28 protein-coding genes are annotated in these 25,704 nt (G+C 67.4%); 7 read left to right on the forward strand and 21 right to left on the reverse strand.

The window, feature by feature from the left end; genetic code table 11:
- Positions 1-11: 11 nt before the first annotated feature.
- From KB879_RS10475 to KB879_RS10495, 5 genes are all read right to left on the reverse strand, one after another.
- Positions 12-1,844: a hybrid sensor histidine kinase/response regulator gene (locus KB879_RS10475; protein ID WP_153953924.1), complete on the reverse strand. Its 1,833-nt coding sequence runs from the start codon at positions 1,842-1,844 to the stop codon at positions 12-14.
- On the reverse strand, positions 1,844-2,479 hold the full coding sequence (locus tag KB879_RS10480; RefSeq protein WP_013952773.1) for a response regulator transcription factor: 636 nt from the start codon (positions 2,477-2,479) through the stop codon (positions 1,844-1,846). The genes KB879_RS10475 and KB879_RS10480 overlap by 1 nt, the downstream gene beginning before the upstream one ends.
- Positions 2,480-2,785: 306 nt before the next feature.
- Complete coding sequence (locus KB879_RS10485; RefSeq protein WP_211981220.1) at positions 2,786-2,947, reverse strand: hypothetical protein; 162 nt, start codon at positions 2,945-2,947, stop codon at positions 2,786-2,788.
- Between the two features lie 100 nt (positions 2,948-3,047).
- Entirely contained in the window at positions 3,048-3,689 is a 642-nt protein-coding gene (locus KB879_RS10490) for an AraC family transcriptional regulator (protein ID WP_211981221.1), read from the reverse strand.
- A 120-nt stretch (positions 3,690-3,809) separates the two neighbouring features.
- The gene (locus KB879_RS10495; protein WP_013952776.1) at positions 3,810-4,514 is read right to left on the reverse strand and encodes a Crp/Fnr family transcriptional regulator; all 705 of its coding nucleotides are present in this window, start codon (positions 4,512-4,514) and stop codon (positions 3,810-3,812) included.
- A gap of 267 nt (positions 4,515-4,781) precedes the next feature.
- Between KB879_RS10495 and KB879_RS10500 the strand changes: the two genes are divergently transcribed.
- Entirely contained in the window at positions 4,782-6,416 is a 1,635-nt protein-coding gene (locus tag KB879_RS10500) for an acyl-CoA synthetase (protein WP_153953922.1), read from the forward strand.
- Positions 6,417-6,431: 15 nt separating this feature from the next.
- Here KB879_RS10500 and KB879_RS10505 read toward each other — a convergent pair whose 3' ends face one another.
- From KB879_RS10505 to KB879_RS10515, 3 genes are all read right to left on the reverse strand, one after another.
- Positions 6,432-6,704, reverse strand: a complete 273-nt coding sequence (locus KB879_RS10505) for a DUF6566 family protein (protein WP_211981222.1) — start codon at positions 6,702-6,704, stop codon at positions 6,432-6,434.
- A 23-nt stretch (positions 6,705-6,727) separates the two neighbouring features.
- Positions 6,728-7,006: a hypothetical protein gene (locus KB879_RS10510; RefSeq protein ID WP_013952779.1), complete on the reverse strand. Its 279-nt coding sequence runs from the start codon at positions 7,004-7,006 to the stop codon at positions 6,728-6,730.
- 239 nt (positions 7,007-7,245) lie between these two features.
- Positions 7,246-7,494, reverse strand: coding sequence for a hypothetical protein (locus tag KB879_RS10515; protein WP_013952780.1), 249 nt, complete (start codon positions 7,492-7,494; stop codon positions 7,246-7,248).
- 137 nt (positions 7,495-7,631) lie between these two features.
- Between KB879_RS10515 and KB879_RS10520 the strand changes: the two genes are divergently transcribed.
- Complete coding sequence (locus KB879_RS10520) at positions 7,632-8,762, forward strand: AGE family epimerase/isomerase (protein ID WP_211981226.1); 1,131 nt, start codon at positions 7,632-7,634, stop codon at positions 8,760-8,762.
- Positions 8,763-9,139: 377 nt separating this feature from the next.
- Complete coding sequence (locus tag KB879_RS10525; protein ID WP_256449326.1) at positions 9,140-10,003, forward strand: DUF2827 family protein; 864 nt, start codon at positions 9,140-9,142, stop codon at positions 10,001-10,003.
- 144 nt (positions 10,004-10,147) lie between these two features.
- On the opposite strand, the gene KB879_RS10530 is transcribed toward KB879_RS10525, so the two are convergent.
- The 5 genes from KB879_RS10530 to KB879_RS10550 form a co-directional block, all read right to left on the reverse strand.
- Positions 10,148-10,369, reverse strand: coding sequence for a hypothetical protein (locus KB879_RS10530; protein ID WP_211981231.1), 222 nt, complete (start codon positions 10,367-10,369; stop codon positions 10,148-10,150).
- A gap of 97 nt (positions 10,370-10,466) precedes the next feature.
- Complete coding sequence (locus KB879_RS10535) at positions 10,467-10,835, reverse strand: hypothetical protein (protein WP_211981233.1); 369 nt, start codon at positions 10,833-10,835, stop codon at positions 10,467-10,469.
- 60 nt (positions 10,836-10,895) lie between these two features.
- Complete coding sequence (locus KB879_RS10540) at positions 10,896-11,588, reverse strand: alpha/beta hydrolase (protein ID WP_211981236.1); 693 nt, start codon at positions 11,586-11,588, stop codon at positions 10,896-10,898.
- A 90-nt stretch (positions 11,589-11,678) separates the two neighbouring features.
- Entirely contained in the window at positions 11,679-11,963 is a 285-nt protein-coding gene (locus KB879_RS10545) for a hypothetical protein (RefSeq protein ID WP_026201383.1), read from the reverse strand.
- Positions 11,964-12,146: 183 nt separating this feature from the next.
- Entirely contained in the window at positions 12,147-13,151 is a 1,005-nt protein-coding gene (locus KB879_RS10550) for an alpha/beta hydrolase (RefSeq protein WP_211981238.1), read from the reverse strand.
- Positions 13,152-13,530: 379 nt separating this feature from the next.
- On the opposite strand from KB879_RS10550, the gene KB879_RS10555 reads away from it, so the two are divergent.
- From KB879_RS10555 to KB879_RS10570, 4 genes are all read left to right on the forward strand, one after another.
- A complete protein-coding gene (locus KB879_RS10555) occupies positions 13,531-13,926 on the forward strand; it encodes a hypothetical protein (protein WP_013952787.1) in 396 nt (131 codons plus the stop codon).
- A gap of 273 nt (positions 13,927-14,199) precedes the next feature.
- Positions 14,200-14,766: a TetR/AcrR family transcriptional regulator gene (locus KB879_RS10560; RefSeq protein ID WP_211981239.1), complete on the forward strand. Its 567-nt coding sequence runs from the start codon at positions 14,200-14,202 to the stop codon at positions 14,764-14,766.
- Between the two features lie 400 nt (positions 14,767-15,166).
- The gene (locus KB879_RS10565) at positions 15,167-15,751 is read left to right on the forward strand and encodes a copper resistance protein CopQ (RefSeq protein ID WP_211981240.1); all 585 of its coding nucleotides are present in this window, start codon (positions 15,167-15,169) and stop codon (positions 15,749-15,751) included.
- A gap of 209 nt (positions 15,752-15,960) precedes the next feature.
- Positions 15,961-16,548 carry a TetR/AcrR family transcriptional regulator gene (locus KB879_RS10570; protein ID WP_013952791.1) on the forward strand — a complete coding sequence of 196 codons (588 nt, stop codon included), beginning with the start codon at positions 15,961-15,963 and terminating at the stop codon, positions 16,546-16,548.
- On the opposite strand, the gene KB879_RS10575 is transcribed toward KB879_RS10570, so the two are convergent.
- The 8 genes from KB879_RS10575 to KB879_RS10610 form a co-directional block, all read right to left on the reverse strand.
- Positions 16,534-17,289, reverse strand: coding sequence for an alpha/beta fold hydrolase (locus tag KB879_RS10575; RefSeq protein WP_153953917.1), 756 nt, complete (start codon positions 17,287-17,289; stop codon positions 16,534-16,536). The genes KB879_RS10570 and KB879_RS10575 overlap by 15 nt on opposite strands.
- Complete coding sequence (locus tag KB879_RS10580) at positions 17,286-18,308, reverse strand: M14 family zinc carboxypeptidase (RefSeq protein WP_153953916.1); 1,023 nt, start codon at positions 18,306-18,308, stop codon at positions 17,286-17,288. The genes KB879_RS10575 and KB879_RS10580 overlap by 4 nt, the downstream gene beginning before the upstream one ends.
- Positions 18,309-18,312: 4 nt before the next feature.
- Positions 18,313-19,014, reverse strand: a complete 702-nt coding sequence (locus KB879_RS10585) for an HAD family phosphatase (protein ID WP_211981241.1) — start codon at positions 19,012-19,014, stop codon at positions 18,313-18,315.
- A gap of 124 nt (positions 19,015-19,138) precedes the next feature.
- Positions 19,139-20,026, reverse strand: coding sequence for a LysR substrate-binding domain-containing protein (locus tag KB879_RS10590; RefSeq protein WP_013952795.1), 888 nt, complete (start codon positions 20,024-20,026; stop codon positions 19,139-19,141).
- Between the two features lie 147 nt (positions 20,027-20,173).
- Positions 20,174-22,330, reverse strand: a complete 2,157-nt coding sequence (locus KB879_RS10595) for a phosphocholine-specific phospholipase C (RefSeq protein ID WP_211981242.1) — start codon at positions 22,328-22,330, stop codon at positions 20,174-20,176.
- Between the two features lie 50 nt (positions 22,331-22,380).
- A complete protein-coding gene (locus KB879_RS10600) occupies positions 22,381-22,614 on the reverse strand; it encodes a hypothetical protein (RefSeq protein ID WP_211981243.1) in 234 nt (77 codons plus the stop codon).
- 83 nt (positions 22,615-22,697) lie between these two features.
- On the reverse strand, positions 22,698-24,749 hold the full coding sequence (locus KB879_RS10605; RefSeq protein WP_211981245.1) for a LamG-like jellyroll fold domain-containing protein: 2,052 nt from the start codon (positions 24,747-24,749) through the stop codon (positions 22,698-22,700).
- 177 nt (positions 24,750-24,926) lie between these two features.
- On the reverse strand, positions 24,927-25,646 hold the full coding sequence (locus KB879_RS10610) for a GntR family transcriptional regulator (protein WP_153953911.1): 720 nt from the start codon (positions 25,644-25,646) through the stop codon (positions 24,927-24,929).
- Positions 25,647-25,704 lie beyond the last annotated feature (58 nt).

The raw sequence follows: 25,704 nt of genomic DNA on the forward strand, positions 1-25,704 counted from the left end.
GGGGGTGCTGCTTACCTTGCCACGGCCGCCGTCTGACGGTCGGGGTTGCCTTCGCCCTGCGCCGCGGGGTCGCGCAGCAGCGTATCGATCGCTGCCTGCAATTCCTGCGGTACCACCGGTTTGTGCAGCAGCGCGGTGCCGGATGCGTGCGCGGTGCGCAGCCGGTCTGCCGCCGTATCCCCCGTGATGATGATCGCTGGCACGTGTCGGCCCAGCCGCTGGCGGATCGCGTCCAGCGCTTCCTGGCCGGTACGGTGGCCGCGCAGGCGGTAGTCCGCCAGGATCAGCGCCGGGGTGAAGGCTGACAGCAGCGCGAGCGCTTCTTCCTCGGATTCGGCCGTGCGGCACTCGCATTGCCACGCTGCCAGCAGTTCGGACATGGCGGTGCGGATGGCGGCGTCGTCGTCGATCACCAGCACGCGCAGCCCGTCCAGGCCGTGCGGCGCCGGCGGGCGTGGCGCTTCTTCCGGCGTGCCCCATGCCAGCGGCATGTTGAAGCGGAACACCGAGCCGCGCCCGGGCCGTGAGCCCAGCGTCACGCGCGTGCGCATGGTGCGCGCCAGGCCGTCGACAATGGCAAGCCCCAGGCCCAGCCCCTTGCGCTGGTCGCGCTCCGGATTGCCGAGTTGGTGGAATTCCCGAAAGATGTCACGGTGCTGCGCGGCGGGTATGCCGATGCCGGTGTCCCATACCTCGACCACGGCGTGCAGCCGGCGCATGCGGCAGGCCACCAGCACGCCGCCTTGCCGGCTATAGCGGATGGCATTGGCGATCAGGTTGCGCAGCACCAGTTCGACCAGCGTGGGGTCGCCGTAGAGCATGGCGGTGGTATCGCGCGTGCGGTACACCAGCCCGCGTGCGTCGGCCTGTGGCGCGAACTCGTTTTCCAGCTTGTGCAGCAGCGGCTGCAGGCGGAAGGCGCGCGCCCGGGGCGTGATCACGCCGGCCTCCAGCTTGGAGAAATCCAGCAGCGAGTTCAGCATCTCGCGCGCCGCGCCGGAAGAGGCTTCAATATGCGCCACCAGCTGGCGCTGGCGTTCATCCAGCCCGGTGCGCCCGAGCGATACCAGGAACAGTCCCATTGCATGTAGCGGCTGGCGCAGGTCATGGCTGGCGGAGGCCAGGAACACTGACTTGGCCCGGCTGGCGTCTTCGGCCGCATGCTGTGCGGCCTCGGCGCGCGCAGTCTGCTCGCGCAACTGCGAGATCAGCTCCACGTTCTCGAAGCGCAGCGCAATTGCGTGCCGCGCCACGCGCGCGTAGTTGCGGGCAAAGACCAGCAGCACGCACAGGTACAGCGGCGTGCCGAGAAACATCGGCAGGTACTCGATATCGCCGGTGGCAAGGAATGCGATCCAGACCGGCACGATCGCAGGCAGGAAGAAACCGATTGCCACCGGCAGGCATGCCGAGAACACGGCCAGTGCCGCCGCGCTCATGCCGGCGATCAGCGACAACACGCAGATCACCACCGCTGGCTGGCGCACGTCCAGGTATAGCCATGCCACCAGGCCCCACAGCGCGCCGATCAGCGTCAGCATCGCGGTCATGCCGCGCGCATAGCGCCCCGCGCCGGCTTCGGACAGCCGTCCCGGCAGCCGCAGCCGGCCGAAGTACGCAATCGCGCAGGCCAGGGCCATCGCGCACGCCCAGGGCAGGGCGCCGGGCCGGTTGCCGGTCAGGGTCAGGCCCGTCGCCAGGATAAAGGCCGCCAGCGAGCAGCCCAGCATGGCACTGCTGAAGCTCTGGTCGATCAGGGTCATCTGCGCGGCCAGCAACCGCGGCTCGTCGTAGCGGGGCAGCCACGGCAGCCGCATGCGTGACGATGCCGCCTGGTCCGCCATCACCGCGCCGCCTGCACCAGGCCGCGGCGTTGGGCTTCAAGGATGGCTTCCAGGCGGCTGACCACGCCAAGATGACTGAGGATGGCCGCGACATGGACGCGCACGGTGTTTTCGGACAGGCCCATATGGTAGGCAATGACCTTGTTCGAGCGGCCGAGCGTGAGCTGGTGCAGCACCTCCAGCTGGCGCGGCGTCAGCGCGCTGACGGCATAGGGCGCCGGTGGCGGTTGGATGCCGGCATCGGCATCGCCGGAAAAATGCGTGCCGCCTGCCAGGCAACAGGCGATCGCTTCCTCGATCTCGCGGGCATCGGCGGACTTGGGCAGGAAGCCCGCGATGTCGCGCCGCACCTCGGCCGGGATAATCTCCAGGCCCGATGTGCCTGACACGATCAGGATGCGTGCGCTGGAGAAATGCCGGCGTAGCACCTTGACGCCTTCGATGCCGTTCAGCCCCGGCATCTGGATGTCGAGCAGCAGGATGTCCACGGCCGCCCCGCCATGGTCCTGCACCGCCTGCATCACCGAGCCGGCCTCGATGATATGCGCCACGCTGGGGCTGTCGGCCAGCACCAGGCGCAGGCCGGTGCGGAACAAGGTATGGTCGTCGATCAGCAGCAGTCGGGCCTGGGACATGGGCGAGGGGCGGGCAGCGGGCGAAAGCCATTGGACAAGAATCCCGGGCGCTTGTCCATGCACAAAGTGCGTGCGTGCGACTAGTCCGGAAAGATTATTTGCCGCGCGGAGTGGCGGTGCGAAGATTCGAGGCGTGGGCAGTTCCGCGACGTGCCCACACCGCTTTTCCTTACCCACTACCACCCGGCGGTGGGTATTTTTTTGCCTGCGGTCGGAGCGGGAATGAAAAAAGCCGGCGCCGCAGGGCGGCACCGGCTTGAATCGCTGTCCGGACTTGGCTGTCCGGATTGACGACTGGCAGCGGAGTTACGGACGGTTGACCGAGATGCTGAAGAAGCGGCGAGCCGTATTCACGCCGATCGCCACATTCAGGCCCGTGCTGCCGATCGACATGCTGGTGGTTTGGCTGCCGCCGCTGTTGTAGGGGGGCGGGGCGCGGTAGCGCAGGCCGTCGAGCGGGGTGTTCACCTTCCAGGTGTCCGCCCGTCCGTCGTCGAGTTCATAGCCAAGACCATTCCCACTGCAGGGTGGCTCAAATTCCCCGCCGCGTGACGCGGAAGCCGCTGCGTCAGGCAGCTGTCGGCACAAGGCCGGGCCAGGTGGGGGCAGGCACTGTGATGCGGCTGCCAGGCCGGCAATCTTCCACCAGGCGCACCGCATCGATGCCGAACCAGTTCTGCCAGCTGCGCGTCAGCGCGCTGCCGGAACGCAGGCCGGCATGCGCCGCCAGCACGTCCAGCGAGCACACCGGGCCGGCGGCGGCCAGCGCGTGCAGGGCATGGGCGGCGCGTTGCTCGCGCAGCAGCGGGTGCAGGGCCTCGCCTTCGGCGAAGAGCCGGGCGCGCACCTGGCGTGCCGGCACCTGCCATTGCGCGGCCAGTCGCTCGACATTCCAGTCGGTATCGGGGCGGGAAAAGACCAGGCCGGCGAAGCGGCGCGACCAGGGCCTGTCGCCGGGCTTGCCGGCCAGGCGGGGGCATTCACTGTCCGGGACGGCGGTCAGGACGATGGCGCAGGGGTGCTGCCACGTGCCGGGCAAGTCGCAGTCGAAGTGGGCAAAGGCGTGGACCACGAACGGGTCGCCGGGCCGCACCTCGCGCCGCGCATTGGCGTCGCGCAGGCTCGCCGTGCCGTGCAGGGCTTGTACATGCACGGCAAAGGGAAAGCGCAGGCGGGCAAAGCGGACGTGGTGACGGCTGACAAGCGGCATGCGGAAGACATCCCGGAAGCTGAGCGGGGGTGCGGCCGGTAACTGTCGCAGGATTCCACGGGCCGCGCAAGGCCGCGGACATCGTCCGTTCGATCGTTCAAGCGCCCGGTGACGGCGGCGTTACAGCTCGGACAGCCCGAAGTGGCGCAGCCGGGGCAGGTCGGTCACGCGGATGCTCTGGTAGGACAGGTGGACCATACCGGCATCGGCCAGCCGGCGCAGCGCCTGGTTGACCCGTTGGCGCGACAGCCCGGTCAGCAGGCCGATCTCTTCCTGCGACAGCTCCAGCACGGGGCTGGTGCGCGGATACAGGTCCGGGTGGAACAGCTGCGCGATGGCCTGCGCCACGCGCGCATCGGCGCCCAGCAGGCGGTCGTTCTGCACGGTGGCGATGAACTGGCCCATGCGCTCGTTGAGCTGGCGCACGACAAAGCTGGCGAACGGCAGGCTCTGCGCCAGCAGCATGTTGAACACCGGCTCTGGCACCAGCAGCACCTGCGAGTCGCGGATCGCGATCACGTCATAGCGGCGGTCTTCGCGCTTGATCACGCTGCCTTCGCCGCACCAGCCGCCCGCGGGCACGCCTGAGAAGGTGCAGCCTCGCCCGTCTGGGGTGTACACCGCCAGCTTGATCAGGCCGCTGTCCACCCCGATCCAGTGGCGCGACGGCTCGCCGCGCCGGGCGATGAAGGCGCCCGCGGCAAAGGACTGCAGCAGCGTTTCGCGCGCGGCCAGCGCCTGGTGTTCCGGCGCCAGTGCGCCGAACCAGGCATGGCCGGCAAGGACTGCGGCAGGGGCGGAAATCGGGTCTGCAGGTTCGCTCATGGCATGGACGCGCGGCTCGGGCCGGGTCCCTGTAAGAATCGTGTAAGCCTTGCCTGGCGCGGGTTTGCGGCAGGTTTGTCGTCTGGGCGACAGTGCGCCAGCGTGTGCGATGATAGCCTTGTGCCAGAAAAAGTGACAGCGCCGGATGGCGCGGACAATGGTCACCTTGCCCCGGACATCGCTGCAGCCATGCAGCGCATTGACAGCATCACGCGGCCTGTTGCGCGGCCCCGCCGCCAACGCCGCAGATACGCGGAGACACAAGCAATGCCCACCGATTTCGACAGCGGCCTGGCCCGCAACGCGGCCAACTTCGTGCCGCTTACGCCCATCGACTTCCTGGTCCGCGCCGCCGAGGTGTACGGCGAGCGCCTGGCCATCGTGCACGGCCCGCTGCGCCAGAACTGGCGCGACACCTATGTGCGCGCACGGCGCCTGGCCAGCGCGCTGGCGCGGGCCGGCATCGGCAAGGGCGATACCGTGGCCGCGCTGCTGCCCAATACGCCGGCCATGGTGGAGGCGCATTTTGGCGTGCCGATGGCGGGTGCCGTGCTCAATGCGCTGAATATCCGCCTCGACGCCGCCAACCTGGTCTTCATGCTGCGCCATGGCGAGGCCCGCGTGCTGCTGGCCGATACCGAGTTTGCCGACCTCGCGCGCCAGATGGCGCTGGAGATCCCCGGCCTGAAGGTCATCGCCGTGCATGACGTGCTGGGCCCGCAAGAGGCGCCGTTCGGCGACACCGATTACGAAGCCTTCCTCGCCTCGGGCGACCCGGACTACGCGTGGCACATGCCGGCCGACGAGTGGGAGGCCATCGCGCTGAACTACACCTCTGGCACCACCGGCGACCCCAAGGGCGTGGTCTACCACCACCGCGGCGCGGCCATCAATGCCGTGTCCAATATCCTTGAGTGGGATTTGCCCAAGCACCCGGTCTACCTGTGGACCCTGCCGATGTTCCACTGCAATGGCTGGTGCTTCCCGTGGACCGTTGCGGCGCGCGCGGGCGTCAACGTGTGCCTGCGCAAGTTCGAGCCCAGGCTGGTGTTCGACCTGATGCGAGCAGAGGGCGTGACGCACTACTGCGCCGCGCCGATCGTGCATACCGCGCTGGTCAATGCGCCCGCCGCGTGGCGCGAGGGCGTGCGCGGCCCGGTGCGCGGCATGGTGGCCGGCGCACCGCCGCCGGCCGCGGTGCTGGCGCAGATGGAGGCGATGGGGTTCGAGCTGACCCATGTCTATGGCCTGACCGAGGTCTACGGCCCGGCCGCGGTCTGCGCCGAGCAGGATGACTGGAGCACGCTGTCCGAGCAGGACCGCGCGGTCAAGAAGGCGCGCCAGGGCGTGCGCTATCACCTGCAGTCGCAGGTGGCGGTGCTCGATCCCGATTCCATGCAGCCGGTGCCGGCCGATGGCGAGACCATCGGCGAGATCATGTTCCGCGGCAATATCTGCATGAAGGGCTACCTCAAGAACGAGAAGGCCACGCGCGAGGCCTTTGCCGGCGGCTGGTTCCATACCGGCGACCTGGGCGTGTGCATGCCCGACGGCTATATCAAGATCAAGGACCGCAGCAAGGACATCATTATTTCCGGCGGCGAGAACATCTCCAGCGTGGAGGTGGAAGACGCGCTCTACCGGCATCCCGCGGTGCTGGCCGCCGCGGTGGTGGCGCAGCCCGATGCCAAATGGGGCGAGACCCCATGCGCGTTTGTCGAACTGAAAGACGGCGCCAGCGTCAGCGCGGAAGAACTGATCGCGCATTGCCGCACGCTGCTGGCGGGCTTCAAGGTGCCCAAGGCGGTCTACTTCGGGCCGCTGCCCAAGACCTCGACCGGCAAGATCCAGAAGTTCGAACTGCGCCGCAAGGTGAAGTCGGATTCGGCGATCGACGTTTGACGAACAGCAGCGGCACTAGTGCAGCGCCGCGTCTTCGGCATCGTGCTGGCCGGCGATGTGCGTGTCGATGGCCTCGCGCCCCCAGGCAACGCCCGCGCGCGTGGCGTCGGTGGCGCAGCCAAAGCGCGTCTGCGCGGCCGGGCAGGGCAGAGCCAGCTTGTTGCCGTGATGCCAGATCTCCGCGCGCAGCGTCCACCACCCGTCATGCTGGCCGCCATAGCGCAGCGCCGCGACATGGATGCGGTGGCCGCGGTACGTCACGTTCTGGTCATGCCATCCGCTGGGCATAGGCGTCGGGCGCGCGGGGCAACTCAGCGCGCCCGCATCTCGGCGGGGGTGCCGGGCTTGGGCGGGCGGTGCCAGTCCTGATCGATGTCGGGGAACACCTCACATTCACCCCGCACGATGTTTTCAATGGTGGCGCATACGCATTCGGTGCCGCGCGGCCCCACGCAGACCAGGCTGCGCGGATGGTCGGTGTGCTGCGGGATGGCATAGACGCGCATTCCCTCGCGGAACAGGGGATGCTTGGCGAGGCGCTCGTTCATCAGTTCAACGAAGCGCTGGGGCGTGACGACCGGCTTATCCATTGCATGCTCCTGCGGCCTTGTCCACCGTGCCCGTTTCTAGGGGCGGCATGGCGACCAGGTCAGTTAAGGCCAGGAATATGACAGGCAGGTGGCAGGAAGCGCCCCGGGCAGCATACGTTGCCCGGGCGTGGCCGGAACGGAAAACCGCGGGTAAATGCATACCCCGCGTTGCCACTGCCACGCTTCCAGACTAGGACACGGGGCACGTAGTGCAAGTATTGCGCGACGCCGCGGACGCTTCAGGTGGCGCGCAGTTCGCCTGCGGCGCGCGGACCGTTCAGTATGCCGTTGCCGGCGGCCCAGCAGGCGGCCTCGGCCTCTGCACGGGAGCCGTAGGTGGATGGCGCTGCGACAGTGCAATCCTCGTCGGCGGCGCCACAGCGTTCTTCCATGACGATGCGCCAGGTGAACTGGCCGGGTGCATCTTCCAGGACGTGAAGCACCAATGTGCGGTGATCGTCAGTCAGCGTGAGGGGCAAAGTCGACATGGGTTTCTCCCATTCGCGGGGGGGCGCCATTGATGCTAGCAACTGGACGCCGCAAATGCCATGACTGTCTTTCGGCCGCGGCATGGCAAGATACGGCCTTTGCGGCCTCCGCCGCGCCCGTACTTCGTCGCCAGATCATGCCCATCTCGCCTGAGCTCATCCAACGGGTCGCCGCCCTGACGGCACATTACGATGCCACCGTGCTGCCGCTGTGGACCGCCAGTGGCTGGAATGCCGACCTGCTGTTGCCCTACGAGGCACTCGACGGCGCTAGTGCCGCGCCGCTGCCGCCGGCCCGCTATCGCGCCATGGCGTGCGCCCGCCAGCTCTATGTGTTCTCGCTGGCCGGCAACCATGCGCATGCGGATACGCTCTTCGGCTCGCTGCAGGCCTACTTCGGCAATGGCGGGGGCGCGTGGATCTACAGCGTCGACCCGGGCGGCACGCCGCTCGATGCCACGCGCGACCTCTACACCCATGCCTTCGTGATCTTTGCCTGCGCCACTTACCACGCGCGACGCGGCAACCCTGACGCGCTCGATGTGCTCGATGAAACCGTCGACATCGTCGAGGACCGCTTCGCGGACGGCGGGGGCCTGTACCAGGCCGCGCTCACCGAGCATTTCCGGCCCAAGGGCGCCGGCGTGCTGCAGAACCCCATCATGCACCTGACCGAGGCCTACCTGGCCGCGCTGGATGCGACCGGGGACGAGTGGTATGCCGAACGCCTGCGCGAGATCGCGATGGCCGTGCATGAGCGCTTTGTCGATCCGGCCAGCGGCTGCATTGCCGAGCTGCCGCAAGGCAGCGCCGGCAACCGCATCGAGCCGGGCCACCAGTTCGAGTGGTTCTCGCTGGTGGGCGGCAGGCCGGCATTGTTCGGCGACCTGCCGCTGGCCGAGACGCTGCGCCAGGCCTTTGCCTTTGCGCAGCGGCACGGCGTGGTGCCGTCGACGCAGGGCGTCAGCGCGGCACTGAACGCCGATGGCTCCATGCTGGACGATACCCAGCGCATCTGGGCGCAGACCGAGTACGCGCGCGCGCTCGCCGTGCATGGCGCGCCGGAGTCGATGGCGGCGCTGGAAGCCTGGACGCAGCAGTTCCGCAGCCGCTTCCTGCAGGAAAAAGGCTGGCATGAATGCGTGGCGCGCTCGGGAGAGGTGGTGCGCGCGGAGATGCCGTCGACTTCGCCCTATCACCTGGCCACGTCATACAGCGCGCTGGCCGCGCTGACCGGCGCGGTGTGGCCGGCCACGCCAGCGGTCTAGGCAGCCCTGCGCGGGTCTCCTGCGCTCACTTTCCCCATGCGCTGCCTGCTGCGCGGGCAGCGCTCGCCAACACGTCTTCCAACCGGGCCACGCCATGCCTGCAATGGAAGGCGACAAGCAGCCTCCCTCTGCCTGCATCTATCGGAAGACATGAACGTTCTCATGCGCAGGTTTTCCGATTCTCGGTCCTGATTTCGCGAATGTGGCGGGGCTGCGGTGATAATCAACAGGGACTTAGTGGAATTGTTTTGGTTTTCGGACTTATTTGAAACGGTCGCTTGTCGGCAGGAAGAAATGCCAACCGTGAGTGCGCTAAAACGGTGTATTAATTCTTTGGGCAGGACATGTTGATTACCGTTTAATACATTCAAATAGAGATCCGGGCACGCGCCCAGGGCGCGCGCGTGATCGCTTATCGGGTCGGCAACGACTATGTGATGGAGATCGAGCGGCTCGTCGCCGGCAAGCACGGCACCGGCATCTTCAACGGCATGCGCATCGATGAAATCTGGACCAATCCACAGCATGCGCGCACTTGCCGCAGTTTTTTCGAGACCGTCTACCGATGCCAGGTCCGCATCGTGCCGCATATCTGGGATTCATTCTTTATCGACAAGCTGATCGGAGAACTGCCGTCCGGGCTGCGCTTCGGCTATGCGCCGGGCGCGCAGGACAAGCGCATTGCGATCTTCGAGCCCAATATCAATGTCGTGAAGACCGCGCACTATCCGATGCTGGTATGCGAGGCGGCCTATCGGCAGGATCCGTCCGGCATTGGCGACATCTTTGTCACCAATGCCATCGACCTGAAGCGGCATGAAGCCTTTGAGCGGTTTGCGCTCGGGCTGGATATCGTGCAGGCGGGCAAGGCCTCGTTCGAGGCGCGCTACAGCACGCCGTATTTTCTTGCGCGCTTCACCGACATCGTCGTCACGCACCAGTGGGAAAACGGGCTTAACTATCTCTACTACGATGCCGCCTATGGCCGCTATCCGCTGGTCCACAACTCGGACCTCCTGTCAGGCTTTGGCTACCAGTACGCGTCCTTCGATGCCCAGGATGGGGCCAGGGCCCTGCGCGAGGCGGTGCGGCAGCACGATGCGCGGCTGGAGGAATACGAGCAGGCGTGCCAGGCGTTGCTGGATGGGGTGAGCATCCGCAATACCGCCAATGTGACGGCCTATGACGCGCTGCTGCGCGGCGTTTGTGGCGGTGCAGGCCTTGCGCCGGCAGTTGCGTAGCTGCTACGGCGCTCTTATCAATTCTTTGCAGTCGTCGGTGGGCACCGCGCCTACACTCAAGCCCGCGCTCCGGCCCGTGCTGTTGTTCTTCTTAACCACTGGTCGTCGTTCTGAAGTTACGGGCCGGGGCGCACCCGATGCGGCTCAGCGCCGCGCGCCCAGGGCCTGCGACAGCCGCTCCGGCTGTTGCGCAGCGTGGGTCTGGATCAGGCCTGCGCCCGCGGGCTTCACCCGGACGGCCATTTGCTCGACCCTTTTGGCGGCCTGGGTCTCGGCGTGGTCATTCAGGATCAGGCACAGCAGTGTCAGCAAGGCTGCTGCGATCATGCTCAGCGCGATCCAGGCCAGGCAGTGCTTGCGTTCCATGGTAGGCGGGAGGGGGGCGTCATCAGTGCGCGAAGTTTACGCGCCCGCGCGCAATGCAACTGTCAATCTTTGCAAACGCCGCCCGCCGTCCCGCCCGCTATTCCGTCACGCCGTTTTCATGCAGCAGCCGCTCGCATTCTTCCAGCATGTCGTAGGCAAATGCAGACTGGTAGTTGGGATCGAGGGCTTCCATCATCTCGTGCGCGGCATACAGGCCGGCCTCGCGTGACAGGGTCTCAGCCAGCTGGCGTGCGAACTGGTCGCTCAGTTCCGACAACAGGCGCCGCTCGGACAGCGGCAACTGCAGTTTCGAGCGCGACAGCCATTCGCCGGCCAGCGTCGCACCCTGGGCGTCGGTCATCCATTGGCGGTGTTCGTAGTAGGCCGACAGCCGTTCGGCGGCCAGCGCGAACAGCAGTGCCTTGCGGGTATTGAAATCGATCCTGGACAGTGGGGCGAGAGTCATGCTTGCGGCGTGGTGTGATGCGCGGCGCAGCGGCCGGCAATCATCTTGTCAGGGAGCGGATCAGGACTGCGCGGTGGCTGCCTGCGCAAAGCGCGCTGCCAGCCATGTGCCGATGGCGGCGATCTCTTCCAGGCAGACCGAATGGCCCATCGGATAGGTGTGCCACGTCACCGGGTGCTGCCGCGCCTGCACGAAATCGCGGGCGGCGACGCCCAGCTGCAGCGGCACCACGTCATCCTGCGTGCCATGGGCGGCAAACACGGGCGTGGTGGCGTTGGCGGCGTTGGCCTCGGCCGCCAGCGCTGCCGGCGCAGGGATGTAGGTGGACAGCGCGACGACGCCGGCCAGGGTCTCGGCATGGCTCAGTCCGGCCGTGTAGGCAATCGCGCCACCTTGCGAGAAGCCTGCCAGCACGATGCGGTGCGTGGGGATGCCACGGGCGTTTTCGCGCGCAATCAGTGCGCGAATGGCTTCGCATGAGGCACGGATGCCGGCTTCATCGGCGCGTCGGCCGGCTTCATCGAGGGAATAAATGTCATACCAGGCCGGCATGACATAACCGCCGTTGCAGGTCACGGGGATAGCCGGCGCGTGCGGGAAGATAAAGCGCACGCCGGGCGATGCGGGCAGGCGCAGCTCAGGCACGACCGGGGCGAAATCGCTGCCGTCGGCGCCCAGCCCATGCATCCAGATGACGGCGCTGGCGGGATTGGGCGCGGTTTCGAATTCGATCGCGGGCAGCAGTTCGCTCATGGGGCTGGTTCCTGTGGATAGTGCGCCTGCGCGCCGCACGGGCGCCAGGCAGCGCGAGTATCGCACAGGTCGGGGCCAGCCCCGGCTGCGTCAGGCCGCGGACGGAACGATCGGGACCGTGGTGAGGCCGGGCGTGCGTGCCGGCAGCTCCGGCACGGCAGGCGGCGTGGCGCGACGCTTGTCGACCACGTCTTCCACGCCCTTGGCCGCAACGTCTTCCAGGAAAGCCACCATGTCGCGGTAGTAGGCCACCTGCATCTGCGCTTCGAGCAAGCGTCTTTCGGCCTGGAACAGCGTCAGCCTCATGTCTTGCAGTTCCCTCTCGGCGATTTTCTCCGGGGTCGGCGGACTGAACAGGTTTGCAAGCCTACGCATGGCAGTACCTCCAGTGCTGTCAATGGCGAAATTGCGATGCTCGTGCCATGGGGTCCAATATAGACAAGAATCCGGCAGAAAGTCTCTCAGGCACCTCGCCGTGGCGCCTCGCCCACAAGGATGATTGCCGGTGGCGGACGTCTGCGGTAGATTGTCCGGCCAGGGTCCGGCCGTCCCGCGACCCTACTGCCCGGGCTTGCCGCTTGCTGTCGCCAACGTGCCTGTGCGACTGCCCGGTGTGCCTGCCTGATCCGTGTTTCCAGGTGGATCGCCTTCATATTTCGCGTCGTTTCCTGCCAACAGTGCCTGCACGGCATCGCCGTCCTGCGCGCGCACAAAGCGCAGGATCGGCGGCCAGAATGCATCGATATGTTCCGGCAGGATGGCTGCGTCATGCGGCATGGCTTCCAGCATCACCAGCGCATGCAGATGCCTGGCCGCACGGGCCACGCGTTCCGCGTGGGGTGGGACGATCACCGCGTCGTCTCGGCTGTGCACCACCAGCAGCGGCCGCTCCAGCCGGCTGGCACGCGCGGCGTTGTTCCACGGATCCGGCAGCAGCCACGCGGCCCATGCGGGGATGCGCCCGGTCTGCACCGCGGCCAGGCGCGCCGAACTGAAGCCCGCCGCAATGACATAGCCATCGGGCTGCGGATCGAAGCGCTGCGCCACCTCCAGCAGGATGCCCGATCCCAGCGAATGCCCCAGCACCACGCGCCGTCTTGCCTGCGGCGTGGTTGCCAGGAATTGCCGGTAGGCGGCCAGCGCATCCTCGCGCAGGCGGCGCACGCTTGGCCGCCCGCTGCTGCGGCCGTAGCCGCTGTAGTCGAAGACGTAGGAGGCGATGCCCGCGCCGGCCAGCATGGCCTGGACCGGGGCCCAGTCGGGCAGGCTCTCATTGTCGCCGTGGCACACCATCAGCGCCGGCGCTTCGGGGTCCGCGGCCGGCATGAAGGCGGCGTGCAGGATGCGACTGCCGCTGGCGAACGTGGCATGGCGCACCGTCAGGGCTGAAATGTCGGGTGCTGCCGCATCCTTTGTTTCATCCGTCGGCGTGACAAAGGCTTTGCGTTCCACCGCACGAAACAGTAGATGCCGCGCAACACCCGCGGCCACGGCGAGTGCCGCGGCGGTGGCGAGCCAGCGGTGGCGGGATGCCGGCTGAGCGGGGCGGGGGCCTTCAGGCATGGCGATGTTTCGGGGAGGGCGTTCCCTTCAGGCTAGCAGGCCATCGGTGTCCGGGTGAAGAAAAGTTCATTCGCATGCGTGCCTCAAGTGGATTTGCGTCCCTATCGTGTAGCGTCGGCAGGCGGCTATCGACCCGATAGAAAACTTTTGCCTTGACTATCTACCTAGTAGTAGATAGCATTCAGTCCATGGCACCGCTGCACCGCCGGAAGCAAGCAAGAACGGGCGGAAAAGTGGCGATCCATCGCAAGACCGGCACGGTCATTTTTTTAGCACCTGGCATCTATCTACTGGTAGATGCGGCTCGAAAGAGTGACCCTGCCACAGCCACTGATACCGAATTGACGCGATCCGGAAACATCGCACCCAGGAGCCCATCATGAATGCAAAGTTCGCCAAGACCCTGATCGCCGCCGCCACCCTTGCCGCCGCACTGGCAGGTGGCGTGGCGCAAGCCGCCAGCGTGCAAGACAACACCTCGGCTGGCGACAAGTACGGCTATAGCTACCGCGCCGGCAAGTTCGACACCTTCACGGAAGGTGCCCGCACCGGCAAGTTCGACCCGTTCACGGAAGGCGCCCGCGTCGGCAAGTTTGATCCGTACACCGACGGCGCCCGCGTCGGCAAGACCGATCCCTACACGGACGGCTACCGCACCGTGGCTGGCCTGGACCGTAGTGGCGTGTCGGCCGGGCCGGCCCGCAGCTTCGACCCGTACACGGACGGCGCGCGCGTCGGCAAGGCTGACCCCTACACCGACGGCGCCCTGGCCTGATTGCTGCCGGCCTTAAGGTCGGCGGCCAACAACTTTACGGCGGCGGTCACGCTGACTGCCGTCCGATGGAGTTCATCATGAGTTTGCGTGACAGTATCCTGCTGCTTGGCGGATGGCTGGTGCTTTGCGTGACGAGTGGCTCGATGATCACCTTCGCCGCGCAGGTCCTGCCTGGCTAAAGCACATGCCGCGGATGCCCCTGGGCTAGGGAATTACCCCAGCCCCGGGGCATTTCAACTTGAGCGCCTATCTTCGCGTAGATACACTGCTTTCATGAAAACGCAATCAGTACGCGAGCAACTGCTCGAGCACACCCTCGTCCTGATCCGCCGCCGCGGCTTCAACGGCTTCAGCTACCGCGACCTGGCGGAACTGGTGGGGGTCAAGACCTCCAGCATCCATTATTACTTCCCGGCCAAAGAGGACCTGGTCCTGGAGGCGGTGAAGGAATACAGCGCCCGCCTGTCCGAGCGCATCCGCTCCATCGACACCAGCCTGCCGGTTACCGAGCAGGCGGCCATCTACCTGGCGCCGTTTCGCGCCAGCTGCGGCTCGGACCAGATCTGCCTGTGCGGCATGTTGTCGACCGAGACACTGTGCCTGCCGGAGTCCGTGCACAAGCTGTTGCAGGGCTTCTTCCTGATGAACGAACAATGGCTGGCCGGCCTGCTGGAGCGCGCGCAGCCGCAGCGCAGCACGCCGTTCCCGGTGCCGCCGGCGCGGCTTGCGCAGGTGGTGTTTGGCTCGCTGCAGAGCGGGCTGATTGCGGCGCGCCTGTTCGGGACGTCTGACCGGGTTGAGGCCGCGGCGGACACGCTGATGGCCGCCGTCGCCGGCTAAAGTTTTCGCGCATATCAGTGGCGCGTCTGAAGCCGTCATGTGGCGCAAGCTGCATGGCGGCTTTTTTATTGACAGCCTGCCGACGCTGTGGGATCGGTGATAAGCGCTTTTAAAACAATGAGATAGAGCCAAGAAAGGCATAGGCTATCGGGCCGATAGAAATGTTTTTCCTTGACTCTCTACCTAGTAGTAGATAGTATTTGACTCATGGAAGCGCTGCACCGCCGGCAACAAGCAAGACAAGGCGAAAACGTGGCGGTCCCATTGCATGACCGGAGGCGGTCATTTTTTCGAGACTGAGTATCTATCTACTAGTAGATGCGGGATCGAAAGAGCGATCTGCCACAGCCACTGATACCGAATTGACGCGATCCCGAAACATCGCACCCTGGAGCCCATCATGACCAAGATCACCAAGACCCTGATTACCGCCGCCACCCTTGCCGCCGCGCTCGCGAGCGGTGTTGCGCAAGCGGCCAGCGTGCAGGACAGCACCTTCACCGGCGACAAGTACGGCTACACCTTCCGCACCGGCAAGTTCGACACCTTCACGGAAGGCGCCCGCACCGGCAAGTTTGATCCGTTCACCGAAGGCGCACGCGCTGGCAAGGCCGATCCCTACACCGATGGTGCCCGCGTTGGCAAGGCTGATCCCTACACCGACGGTGCCCGCACGGTAGCCGGCCTGGATCGCAGCGGTGTCTCGGCCCAACCGTCGCGCAGCGTCGACCCGTACACCGACGGTGCCCGCACGGTAGCGGGCCTGGACCGCAGCGGCGTGTCGGCCCAACCGTCGCGCAGCTTCGACCCGTACACCGATGGTGCCCGCGTGGGCAAGGCTGATCCCTACACCGACGGTGCCCGCACGGTAGCGGGCCTGGACCGCAGCGGCGTGTCGGCCCAACCGTCGCGCAGCTTCGACCCGTACACCGACGGTGCGCGCGTGGGCAAGGCTGACCCCTATACCGACGGCGCCATCGCCTGAGAGCCGGCCGGTGTGATGCCGGCCATTGAAACCCGCCGGGCCGCCAGCGTGCGGCCCGTCTTCAGGAGTTGATCATGCGTTGGCGTGACACTGCGCTGATCCTTGGCGGATGGGTAGGGCTTTGCTTCGCAAGCGGGTCCCTCATCACGCTGATCGCACAAACGCTGCCGGCCTGAACGGCGCGGCAGCAAGACGATGGAGTTGATGCCATGAACACCCGATCCGTACGCGAGCAACTGGTCGAACATGCGCTGGTGCTGATCCGCCGCAGGGGGTTCAACGGCTTCAGCTACCGCGACCTGGCCGACCTGGTCGGGGTCAAGACCTCGAGCATCCATTATTACTTCCCGTCCAAGGACGACCTGGTGCTGGAAGCGGTGCGCGAATACGGCACCCGCAGGCGGGCGCGCCTGGATGCGATCGACGCCGGCCTGCCTCCTGCCGAGCAGGCGCGGCAATACCTTGCACCTTTGCTCGCGGGTGCCGGCACCGACCAGGCTTGCCTGGTGGGCATGCTGTCGGCCGACGTGCTGATGCTGCCAGACGCGGTGCGCGCCGCGATGCAGGACTTTATCCGCCTCAATGAGCAATGGCTGGCCCGTTTGTTCGAGCGCGCCGCCGCGCAGCGCAAGGCGCCCTATCCGGCGCCGCCGCAGCAGCTGGCGCAGGTGGTGTTCGGGGCGTTGCAGAACGGCTTGACCAGTGCACGGCTGTTTGGCACGCCGGACCGGCTGGATGCCGCGGCGGCGCTGCTGACAAGTGCCATGCCGGCGGAGCAGGCCTTAGCCGCGGCTTAGCACCACCGAGCCGGCGACGGCATTGCACAGCCACTGCGGGTCATCGTGGGGCAGGTCATGCCCGGCCCAGTGGTGTGTCAGCAACTGGGCGTCCCAGGCTTGCGCGATGCGCGCCGAGCACACCGGGTTGACCAGGCGGTCGGCCGCCGAGGCAAGCAGCAGCGCCGGACAGCGCGGCGCACTGGCCGGGGCACGATAGCGGGCTGCGGCCAGCAACTGTGCCAGCGCGGATTGGCGGCTCACCGGTGCGTCGGCGGCAATGGCCTGCCAGGTCTCGATGTCGCGCGCCAGCGTATCGGTGCGCGCACAGGTGATGGCATGGATAGTCCGCTCGCAGTATGCGCGGTCTTGCCAGCGCTGCGCCACGCGCAGCAGCTTGCCCCAGTTGCGCGGCCGCAGGCGCTGCGCCGGCGTGCAGAACGGCCGCATGCTGGTATTGACCAGCACCAGGCCGCCGACTTCGTCCGGATAGGCGCTGGCCCACTCGGTCGCGGCCATCGCGCCGAGCGACATCGCCAGCACGCGGTATGGTCCGGGCGCGCCGGCGGCAGACAACTGGCGCCGCACCGCGGTGACCATCTCAGGCACGCTCCACGGCGCCGGCTGCGCGGACAGCGCGCCGTTGCCGGGCAGGTCGGGCAGCAGTGGCCGCCCCAGCCCGGCCGCTTCCCAGCGCGCCGGCAAGCTTCCCCAGTGGCGCGATTCCCGCGTCAGTCCCCGCAAGAATACCCATCGGCTCATGGCGGCGCCTCCGTCTGCCAGTGTGCGCGTGCCTGCAGCAGCAGGTCGTCGCGCTGCGCGCCGCGCGGCAGCCAGCGATCTGGTGCAAAGGCCACGCGGCCCAGGAAGTCGAACAGGCTCACATGTCGGCGCAGCACGCGTGCGGTGCGGTGCGCCTTGATCGGGTTGAAGATGCCCTCGCGCGAGAACAGCTGGCGCGGGTTTTTCTTGATCCACAGCCACGAGCCCAGTTCCAGCGTCATCGGCAGGAACAGGTTGCCGTGCGGCGTCAGGTCATAGGCATGGTCCCACAGGTCGCCGTGCAGCAGGTACTGGTGGCTTTGCGGCTCGAAGGTGTAGCCGTGGTGCGGGTGGGCCTGCTCGAACAGCGTCTTGAGCAGGTACATCTCGGGCAGGTGCGCCATCGGCCGGCGCGTGCCCGCGTACGGAAACCAGATGCTGTCGCGCCAGCCGTAGCCTGAATGGCAGTCCACCGCAAAGCTGAGCGGGCGCGGCAGCAGTTCTTCCTGCACCACGCGCAGCAGCGCGCGGCTTTCCGCTTCCATCGGCGCGCCCGCCGGGCCGCGGTACCAGGGCAGCCAGGCGCCGATGCGCTGGCCGCCGGCCAGGAAGGGCACGCGCGCATCGGCGTCCTGCGGGCCGTTGCGCATCAGGTCGACGCCGTTTGGGTTGGCGCGGGTGCCGGCCCACATGCCACCGGGGTTGACGATCGGCATGAATACCAGCCGCACCGACTGCAGCTCGCGGTGCAGCAACTCGTCCCACGCCAGCCGGCTCAGCACCGAGCGCAGGTAGTCCAGCACCAGTTGCGTGCCGATGCGCTCCAGCCCGTGGATGCCGCCGAAGATGCCGATCGCGGGCGCGCCCGGATCGCGGCTGCCGAGCGTGGCGGCATGGACGCCGAAGCGACGGCCCTGCACCATGGTTTCGCAGACCACCCGCGTATCCAGCACGTGGCTGCCCGTATCCAGCAAGGCCAGCAGCTGGTCGTACTCGGGGAAGCCGGCGTGCGGGTGCATGGGCTCAGGCGGTGGGCACGCCGGCCGTGCCGAACAGGTGCAAGACCGGCCACCCGCGTGCCTCGGCCGTGTCTCGCAGCGTTGAATCCGGATTGACGGCGACCGGGTGGCCAACGCTTTCGAGCAGCGGCAGGTCGTTGCGGGAGTCGCTGTAGAAGGTGGCCTGCGCGAGCGCCGTGTGCGTAATGCCCAGCGTGTCGAGCCACGCCAGCACCCGCAGCACCTTGCCGGGGCCGAAGGCCGGTACGCCCGCCAGCGCGCCGGTGAATTCGCCATGCGCGTCGTGTTCGGCTTCTACCGCCAGCAGGTGCGGCACGCCTAGCTGGCGCGCGATCGGCTCGGTGACAAAGCGGCAGGTGGCGGTGACGATGCAGCACAGGTCGCCGGCGGTGAGGTGGCGTGCCAGCAGGTCGAGCGCATCGGGCCGGATCGCGGGCATGATCACCTCACGCATGAAGTCCGCGCGCCATTGCGTGAGGCGTTGGCGCGGGTGGCGTGCCAGCAGGCCCAGGGCAAAGCGGGCATGGGCGGCAAAGTCCAGGCGCCCGGCCTGGTAGGCGGCCAGCCAGCGCGCATTGTGCGCATCGATCTCGGCGGCCTCGGCGCCGCCCACGGCGACGAGGTAGCGAGCCCATTCATACTCGCTGTCCAGCGGCAGCAGGGTGTGGTCGAGGTCAAACAGGGCGAGGCGGGGGGCAGCGGGCATGCGCGATAGCTCAGTTGGCGAAACCGGCAAGCTTGGCGCGGCGTGGTGACCGCGCGGTGATGAAGGACCCAAGTTTTCCGATACCGGCATTGGCGCTTTATCTGCCGCGGCAAGCATGCGGGTGTCAAGCGGCGTGGGTGGCGGCGGTCGGCTCGTCCAGCGCCACGCAGTCCAGGAAGGCGCCGACCAGCCGAGTCTCGCGCCGGCTCTGCAGGCAGTATAGGTATTCATGCAGCACCGGCGCGCCTTGCGCGAACGGCACCACGCGCAGCAGCGGGTCGCGCGGAACCTCGCCCAGCGGCACCACGCTGGCGCCCAGGCCCTGGCGGATGGCCTCGTAGATGGCCTCGCGGCTGCCGATCACGGTGTGCGGCGGCAGCTCCAGCCCGCACGCGGCCAGCGCCGTCTCGGTGGCCTTGCGCGTCATCGAGCCGTGCTCGCGCACCAGCAGGTGGCAGCCGCGCAGTTGCGGCAGCTCGACCTGCGGCAGCCGCGCCAGCGCATGGTCCGGATGGACCACCAGCACCATCGGGTCCGACGCCAGCCGGATGCAGGCAAGCCGGTCGTCGTCCACCGGGTGCGACGACACCGCGGCGTCGATGCGGTACTCGAACAGCGCCTCCAGCATCTGCTGCGAATTGCCGATGTCCAGGCTCACGTCGATCGCCGGGTAGCGCTGGCGGAACGCCGCCACCGCGCGCAGGATGTAGTAGGGGCCGGTGGCGCCGATGCGCAGGTTGCCGAAGCGCAGGTTGCCGGCGTTGCGCAGCAGGTAGTCGGCATTGCCTTCCTGCTGCATCAATTGCTCGACCACCGGCATCAGCGCCACGCCCACGTCGCTCAGGTCGACGCGGCTGGCGCGGCGGTGGAACAGTTCCACGCCGTAGGTCTCTTCAAGCTGGCGGATGCGGCCGGTGACGGTGGGCTGGCTGATGTGCAACTGCCTCGCCGCCATGGTGATGCTGCCCTGGCGCGCCACTTCGAAAAAGGTCATCAGCAGGTCGCCAAGCATGGTTATCCGCAGGAAAGTTGGGGGACAGCCCGGACAGGCCCGGACGACCGCGCAGTCTAGCGGGCCAATATGACAAAACGGCGACGCCCGCCCGCGGCCGGAGCGGCCGGGGGCGGGCGTAGCGCTGCCCGTCAGGCGACGTGCGCGTCAGCCGTTGAGGCCCATCGCCGGATCGGACACGCTGTCCTTGCCGGTCTCGATGCGCCCGGCGAAGCGGCGCGTGAAGCCGCCTTGCGCGGTGGTGACGGTGAAGTCGTACCAGTTGCCCTGGCGGGCCACGGGCCAGTGCTGCTGCAGCTGCATGCCGGCCGGCACCTCGTAGGTCCAGGGACCGTCGGTGCGGTAGGCGTTGGGCTGCACGGTGAAGGTGCAGGGGGCGCTGCCGGTGTTGATCATGTCCACGTACACCGCGGCATTGGCGATGTCATAGCAGACGCGGATCTCCGGGGCGCTGGCACCCGCCGCGGTCACGGCCCCCGCATTGCCGCGGAAGGCGCGGTGGAAGCCGTTGGGGCCAAGCACCCACAGGTCGTACTTGCCGTCGTCGCTGGCAAAGACGTCCCAGCTGCCATGCAGTTCCTTGCCCGGTTCGACCATGTAGCGGCGCGGCACGCGGTCCAGGTGCAGGCGGTCGTAGACGTGGAACACCGCCGCCGCCGTGCCGGTGTTGCTGAACAGCAGCCACACCGCGCGCTGGTCGCGGGCGTCTTCTCGGGCGCTCACGTGCAGCTCATAGGGCAGGGCGCGCGACGGGCGCGTGCCGGTCTCCTGCTGCGGCATCTGCTGGCTGCTGGCCGATGGCAGCGGTACTTGCGGCAGCACGCCTTGCGCGGTGCGGATGGCATCGGCGCTGGCCTTGTCGCGGCTGGGCAGCGTGGGCAGCGGGTTGGTGTTTGGGCTGACGAAGTTGAAGGCCGAGGTCAGGTCGCCCGCCACCGCGCGGCGGAAGCTGCTGATATTGGTCTCGGCCACGCCAAAGCGGGCTTCCAGGAAGCGCAGCACCGAGGTGTGGTCGGACACCTGCGAGTTGACCCAGCCGCCGCGGCTCCATGGCGAGACCACGTACATCGGCACGCGCGGGCCGGGGCCGTAGGGGTGCTTGTCGACGTGGTATTCCGGCCTGACCTGTTGTGGGTCGAGCGTGGTGGCGCCGGCCAGCGTGTCGCCGTCGTAGGCGGGCGCGCACGGCGGCGGCACGTGGTCGAAGTAGCCGTCGTTCTCGTCGAAGTTGATCAGCAGCACGGTCTTGCTCCACACCGCCGGGTTGGCGGTCAGGGCATTCAGCACCTCTTGCGTATACCAGGCGCCCTGCACCGGGCTGGAAGGCCCGGGGTGCTCCGAGTACGTCGCCGGCGCCACGATCCACGACACCTGCGGCAGCTTGCCCGCGGCAACGTCGTCGCGCAGCGATTGCAGGAAGCCGCCGTCAGGCATGGTGTTGGCCACGCCCTTGAGCAGCGGGCTGATGGCTTCGTCGGCGCTGGTGTATGCCGGGTAGGGGCTGCCGTTGGCCTGGTTGCCGCGCGCGGCGTTGGCGTCGCGGTATTGCTTGAAGCCCGCCAGCGGGTTGTCGGTGAAGTTGTCCGGCATGTTCTGGTAGACCTTCCAGCTCACGCCGGCGGCTTCCAGGCGCTCCGGGTAGGTCTTCCAGGTGTAGGGCGGGGCCGACCCCGTGAACGAGTCGCCGCTGTTGTCGATCACCGGCCCGCCGTTGGCGCCGCTGGGGTCATTGGTGCCGGTCCAGTGGAACAGGCGGTTGGAGTTGGTGCCGCCATGGAAGCTGCAGTGATAGGCGTCGCAGAGGGTGAAGGCATTGGCCAGGGCCACCTGGAAGTCCAGTTCGGCTTCGGTGTAGTAGCCCATCGACTGGGTCTGCTTGTAGGTCGGCCACTTGTTCATGCGGCCCAGGTCCCAGGCGTTCTGCGCATCCGGGTACGAGTGCGGCGTGCCGCTGACGCGCTGCGCATTGCCGGAACTGCTGTCGAGGTGGTAAGGCAGCACGGTGCGGGTGGTGCTGCCGTTAGTATAGGTCTGCTGCCACACATTCAGGCCGCCCGCCAGCGGGATCGGGAAGCGGTCGCCAAAGCCGCGCACGCCACGCAGCGTGCCGAAGTAATTGTCGAACGAGCGGTTTTCCTGCATCAGGATGACCACGTGCTCGACGTCGCGGATGGTGCCGGTGGCGTTGTTGGCCGGGATCGCCAGCGCGCGGCGGATGGACGGCGGGAAGGCCGCCAGCGCGGCGGTGGCGGCGGCGCTGCCGCCGGCGAGCTTGAGGAAGTTGCGTCTGCTTTGCGGGTTCATGGATTCTGTGCCGGGTGGTTTCTGGAGGGGGAGACGGGCCAGGCCCGGCTTCAGGGCGCGCAGCGCAGTTGCGGCTTCACGGCGGGCGTCTCGCCCGGCCGGTCGCTGCCATTCCCCTGGCCGGGGTTGCCGCCGGTGCCCGGGGCACCCGGCGTGGTTGGTGCCGCGTTGGGCGAGCCGGTGGGGCTTTCGCCGGAGTCGCCGCCGCAGGCGGCGAGTGCTGCGCACATCAGCAGGGCGGCGAGCCAGTGCGGCCGCGCCAGGGTGGAAGGTCGGAAAGTCATGGTGTCAATCTCCTGCAGGGGATCGGGCGGGGGTAAGGGTCGGTGAGGAACCCGTTCCATGACGAAACGGGTTCCGGCCGGATTTATGGATTCAGCGTGGACAGCGGCTGGCGTGCGCCGGTGACGGCCTTCAACTCGTCCAGCGACAGCACTCGCGTCCACATCGCCAGGTCGTTGAAGCCCATCACGCCCTTGAGCGCGCCGGGGTTGTTGCCCACGTAGTTGTGCGTGGCATCGTCGTTCACGCCCCAGCCGGTGCCGAGCCCGGCCAGCTTGGTCACGTCGGTGTTGGCGATTGCCTTGTTCTCGGTCTTCTGCACGCCCAGCACCGGATCGATGACATAAGCGCTGAAGCGTTTGGCTGCCGCATCGACCGACAGCGCCAGGTAGGCCCACTGGTTGGCCGACACCTTCATGCCGTTGATGTCGTCGCGCTTGCCGCTGCCGCTGCCAAGGTTGAAGCGGATCTCGCAGCTGCCGAACAGCGCGACGGCAATGCCGGGGTTGGCGCCCGAGATGTAGTTCTTGTTGGACAGGATGGGCTCGCCGGTGCCGTTGCCCTGGGTGCAGTCGGTGCGGAACCAGAAGCCGATGGTGAACTGCGGGCTTTGCGCGATATCGGCAGCGTTGTAAGCCAGCTTGTAGCTGTCGACACGCGAGTCCAGCTGCAGCGACTGGCCGCTGAAGTTGTCGGCAGCCAGCGTGCCGCCATCAAGGCTTGCCACCCACGGGCCGAGCGTGGCGGCGTTCTTCGCGTCGGCGAACGGCTTGCTGTCGAGGCTGAAGTACGTGGCCAGGCCATTGAGCAGCGTCGGCGCCAGCGTGACCGGCTTGACGTAGTGGATCTGCGCCAGGTGCGACACCGGCACGTCATTGCGCACCAGCGTGTAGTTGAACTGGTACAGGCCCGTGGCCATGTTGAAGGCCTTGTCGGTGAACTGCCGCACCTCCGGTCCCAGCGAGGCGATCTGCACGCCGTCGCGCAGCACGCGGGTGACGCCGAAGGCTTCGGTCGGGTTCTGCCAGCTCAGCGTGATGGCGTCGTTGTACTGGCTGATGCTGGCGCCGATGGCGCGCACGCCTGCGGTGGCGGTGGTCAACGCCGAACCGTCCAGCCGCGTGGTGGCCGGGTCAAGCGCCACGCCGGCATGGGCCAGCAGGGTGGGGACGATGTCGGCTTCGGTCGGCAGCGCGGACAGGTCCGCCGGGGTGTCCGGCGCTGCTGCGCCAGGTCTGGCCAGCGCGCCGTTGAGCGTCTTGTTGGTGGCGAGGAAGGCGGTGCGGTTCTCCACCGTCGGCACCGTGGTGGTGGCGCCGGTGGCATCCAGGCCGTGGCTGGTGGTGACCATCACCAGCCAGTCTTCGGCCGGCTGCCCCTGGTGGCGCGCGGCGACGGCGCCGAGCAGTTCGCCCAGCGCCTTGTCGATGCCCGCGAGGGCCGTGGCATAGGCGCCGTTGCCGAAGCCGCCGGCTTCCGCCGCCTGTGCCGGCGCGCTGTATTGCGCAAACACCACGCCATAGCCGGACTGCACTTGCCGTACGGCGTTCTGCGTGACGCAGCTGTCGACCCCGGCGCAGTCAACCAGCGTATCGAGCATGCCAGCTTCCTGCTCGGCCTTGAGCAGGCCAGGCAGCGCCCCCGAACTGGTGGATGCGCCCTGCTGCAGGCCGGGTTTGCCGGCCGCGCGCAGGTAGCGGAATACGGTGGGGGCCTGCAGTGCGGTGCTGCCGGTATCGTCTTCGATGCCGTGGCGGTTGGCCCAGGCGCCGGTCAGCACCGTGGCCCAGCTGGGCGCGTCCAGCGGCGGCTGCGCGGTGATGGTGCCGGGCATGCCCCCGGTAGCGGTGGGCACCAGGTTCAGCTGGGCCAGGTTGGGCAGCTCACGCCGCAGGAGTGCGCCCTGCACCTGGGCATAGGTGGCACCGTCCACGCCCACCAGCAGCACGCGCGGGCCGCCGGCACCGGCTGGCGGCGGGGTCTTGATGGTGGTGTCGTTCGGTGCGGCTGCCGGCGCGGCGTCATCGCCGCCGCCGCAGCCCGCCAGTGTTGCTGCCAGTGCGGCGATCACGGTGCCGGCCAGCACACGGCCGCGCGCCATCCCCGCCAGGCTGCCCGGTGCAAGGTTCCCTGCCATCTTTGATTCCCCTGTTCGTCTGCGTTGTTGTGTGCCGGCGGCAGGTGCCGCGTGGCCGATTGCGTTTGCCGCAATGCGCTCGCAGAGTAAGAACCGGGGTTGTCACCATGGTGACAGCGGGGCAAAGAATGCTGATGGGGCTATTCGGATTCTTGAGGTGAGGGTGGCGCCAGCGTCCTATGCTTGCGGCATGCCGCCGGCATCGCTTGCCTGGATCAGCAGCACCGCGTCGCGCTTGTCCAGCAGGTGCTGGCGCAGGATGGCGGCAAGGCGCTTGCCATCGCGCGCTTCAAGTGCCTGCAGCATCTCTTCGTGGTCGCGGATGGCGCTGTCCCACTTCGGCTTCTGATAGTTGGAGCGGAAGCGCAGCGCCTGCAGCCGCCGGTTCACCGACAGATAGGTCTGGCGCAGCGCCGAATTGCGGGCCGCCAGGTTGATGCGGTCATGGATCTGGTGATTGATGCGGTAATAGCCGGGGAGGTCGTCATTTGCCCGGCAGGCCAGCATCGCATAGTGCAGGGCCTTGATCTCGGCCAGTTCGACGGCCGTGATGCGTTCGCAGGCCAGTTCGCCGGAAAAGGCTTCCAGCCCGCTCATCAGCTCAAACGTGTCCTGGATCTCCGCGCCGGACAGGCGCGATACGGTCGCCCCGCGGTTGGGCGAGATATCGATCAGCCCCTCTGCCGCCAGCACCTTCAGGGCCTCGCGCAGTGGCGTGCGGGAGATGCCCAGGGTCTCGCACAGTTCGCGCTCATTGAGCTTCCTGCCCGGTTCCAGGGTGCCCTCGACAATGAACGTGCGCAGGTGGGCCACCACGGTGTCGTGCAAGCGTTGCCGTTCGAGCCTGGGTAGTACCGGGGCCGGCGAATCCGAGCCGGAAGTGGCGGAAATTTGCATTCAAAATTCCTATCACGTGATTGAATTCAATTTTAGCAGACTCTCAACTGGAACTCAA

This window comes from Cupriavidus sp. KK10 (assembly GCF_018223725.1).
Taxonomy (GTDB): domain Bacteria; phylum Pseudomonadota; class Gammaproteobacteria; order Burkholderiales; family Burkholderiaceae; genus Cupriavidus; species Cupriavidus necator.

Excerpts from the sequence above, each read along its gene's own strand:
- KB879_RS10475 (WP_153953924.1), bottom strand. The coding sequence starts at position 1,844 with ATGGCGGACCAGGCGGCATCGTCACGCATGCGGCTGCCGTGGCTGCCC.
- KB879_RS10480 (WP_013952773.1), bottom strand. The coding sequence starts at position 2,479 with ATGTCCCAGGCCCGACTGCTGCTGATCGACGACCATACCTTGTTCCGC.
- KB879_RS10490 (WP_211981221.1), bottom strand. The coding sequence starts at position 3,689 with ATGCCGCTTGTCAGCCGTCACCACGTCCGCTTTGCCCGCCTGCGCTTT.
- KB879_RS10495 (WP_013952776.1), bottom strand. The coding sequence starts at position 4,514 with ATGAGCGAACCTGCAGACCCGATTTCCGCCCCTGCCGCAGTCCTTGCC.
- KB879_RS10500 (WP_153953922.1), top strand. The coding sequence starts at position 4,782 with ATGCCCACCGATTTCGACAGCGGCCTGGCCCGCAACGCGGCCAACTTC.
- KB879_RS10505 (WP_211981222.1), bottom strand. The coding sequence starts at position 6,704 with ATGCCCAGCGGATGGCATGACCAGAACGTGACGTACCGCGGCCACCGC.
- KB879_RS10510 (WP_013952779.1), bottom strand. The coding sequence starts at position 7,006 with ATGGATAAGCCGGTCGTCACGCCCCAGCGCTTCGTTGAACTGATGAAC.
- KB879_RS10515 (WP_013952780.1), bottom strand. The coding sequence starts at position 7,494 with ATGTCGACTTTGCCCCTCACGCTGACTGACGATCACCGCACATTGGTG.
- KB879_RS10520 (WP_211981226.1), top strand. The coding sequence starts at position 7,632 with ATGCCCATCTCGCCTGAGCTCATCCAACGGGTCGCCGCCCTGACGGCA.
- KB879_RS10530 (WP_211981231.1), bottom strand. The coding sequence starts at position 10,369 with ATGGAACGCAAGCACTGCCTGGCCTGGATCGCGCTGAGCATGATCGCA.
- KB879_RS10535 (WP_211981233.1), bottom strand. The coding sequence starts at position 10,835 with ATGACTCTCGCCCCACTGTCCAGGATCGATTTCAATACCCGCAAGGCA.
- KB879_RS10540 (WP_211981236.1), bottom strand. The coding sequence starts at position 11,588 with ATGAGCGAACTGCTGCCCGCGATCGAATTCGAAACCGCGCCCAATCCC.
- KB879_RS10545 (WP_026201383.1), bottom strand. The coding sequence starts at position 11,963 with ATGCGTAGGCTTGCAAACCTGTTCAGTCCGCCGACCCCGGAGAAAATC.
- KB879_RS10550 (WP_211981238.1), bottom strand. The coding sequence starts at position 13,151 with ATGCCTGAAGGCCCCCGCCCCGCTCAGCCGGCATCCCGCCACCGCTGG.
- KB879_RS10555 (WP_013952787.1), top strand. The coding sequence starts at position 13,531 with ATGAATGCAAAGTTCGCCAAGACCCTGATCGCCGCCGCCACCCTTGCC.
- KB879_RS10560 (WP_211981239.1), top strand. The coding sequence starts at position 14,200 with ATGAAAACGCAATCAGTACGCGAGCAACTGCTCGAGCACACCCTCGTC.
- KB879_RS10565 (WP_211981240.1), top strand. The coding sequence starts at position 15,167 with ATGACCAAGATCACCAAGACCCTGATTACCGCCGCCACCCTTGCCGCC.
- KB879_RS10570 (WP_013952791.1), top strand. The coding sequence starts at position 15,961 with ATGAACACCCGATCCGTACGCGAGCAACTGGTCGAACATGCGCTGGTG.
- KB879_RS10575 (WP_153953917.1), bottom strand. The coding sequence starts at position 17,289 with ATGAGCCGATGGGTATTCTTGCGGGGACTGACGCGGGAATCGCGCCAC.
- KB879_RS10580 (WP_153953916.1), bottom strand. The coding sequence starts at position 18,308 with ATGCACCCGCACGCCGGCTTCCCCGAGTACGACCAGCTGCTGGCCTTG.
- KB879_RS10585 (WP_211981241.1), bottom strand. The coding sequence starts at position 19,014 with ATGCCCGCTGCCCCCCGCCTCGCCCTGTTTGACCTCGACCACACCCTG.
- KB879_RS10590 (WP_013952795.1), bottom strand. The coding sequence starts at position 20,026 with ATGCTTGGCGACCTGCTGATGACCTTTTTCGAAGTGGCGCGCCAGGGC.
- KB879_RS10595 (WP_211981242.1), bottom strand. The coding sequence starts at position 22,330 with ATGAACCCGCAAAGCAGACGCAACTTCCTCAAGCTCGCCGGCGGCAGC.
- KB879_RS10600 (WP_211981243.1), bottom strand. The coding sequence starts at position 22,614 with ATGACTTTCCGACCTTCCACCCTGGCGCGGCCGCACTGGCTCGCCGCC.
- KB879_RS10605 (WP_211981245.1), bottom strand. The coding sequence starts at position 24,749 with ATGGCAGGGAACCTTGCACCGGGCAGCCTGGCGGGGATGGCGCGCGGC.
- KB879_RS10610 (WP_153953911.1), bottom strand. The coding sequence starts at position 25,646 with ATGCAAATTTCCGCCACTTCCGGCTCGGATTCGCCGGCCCCGGTACTA.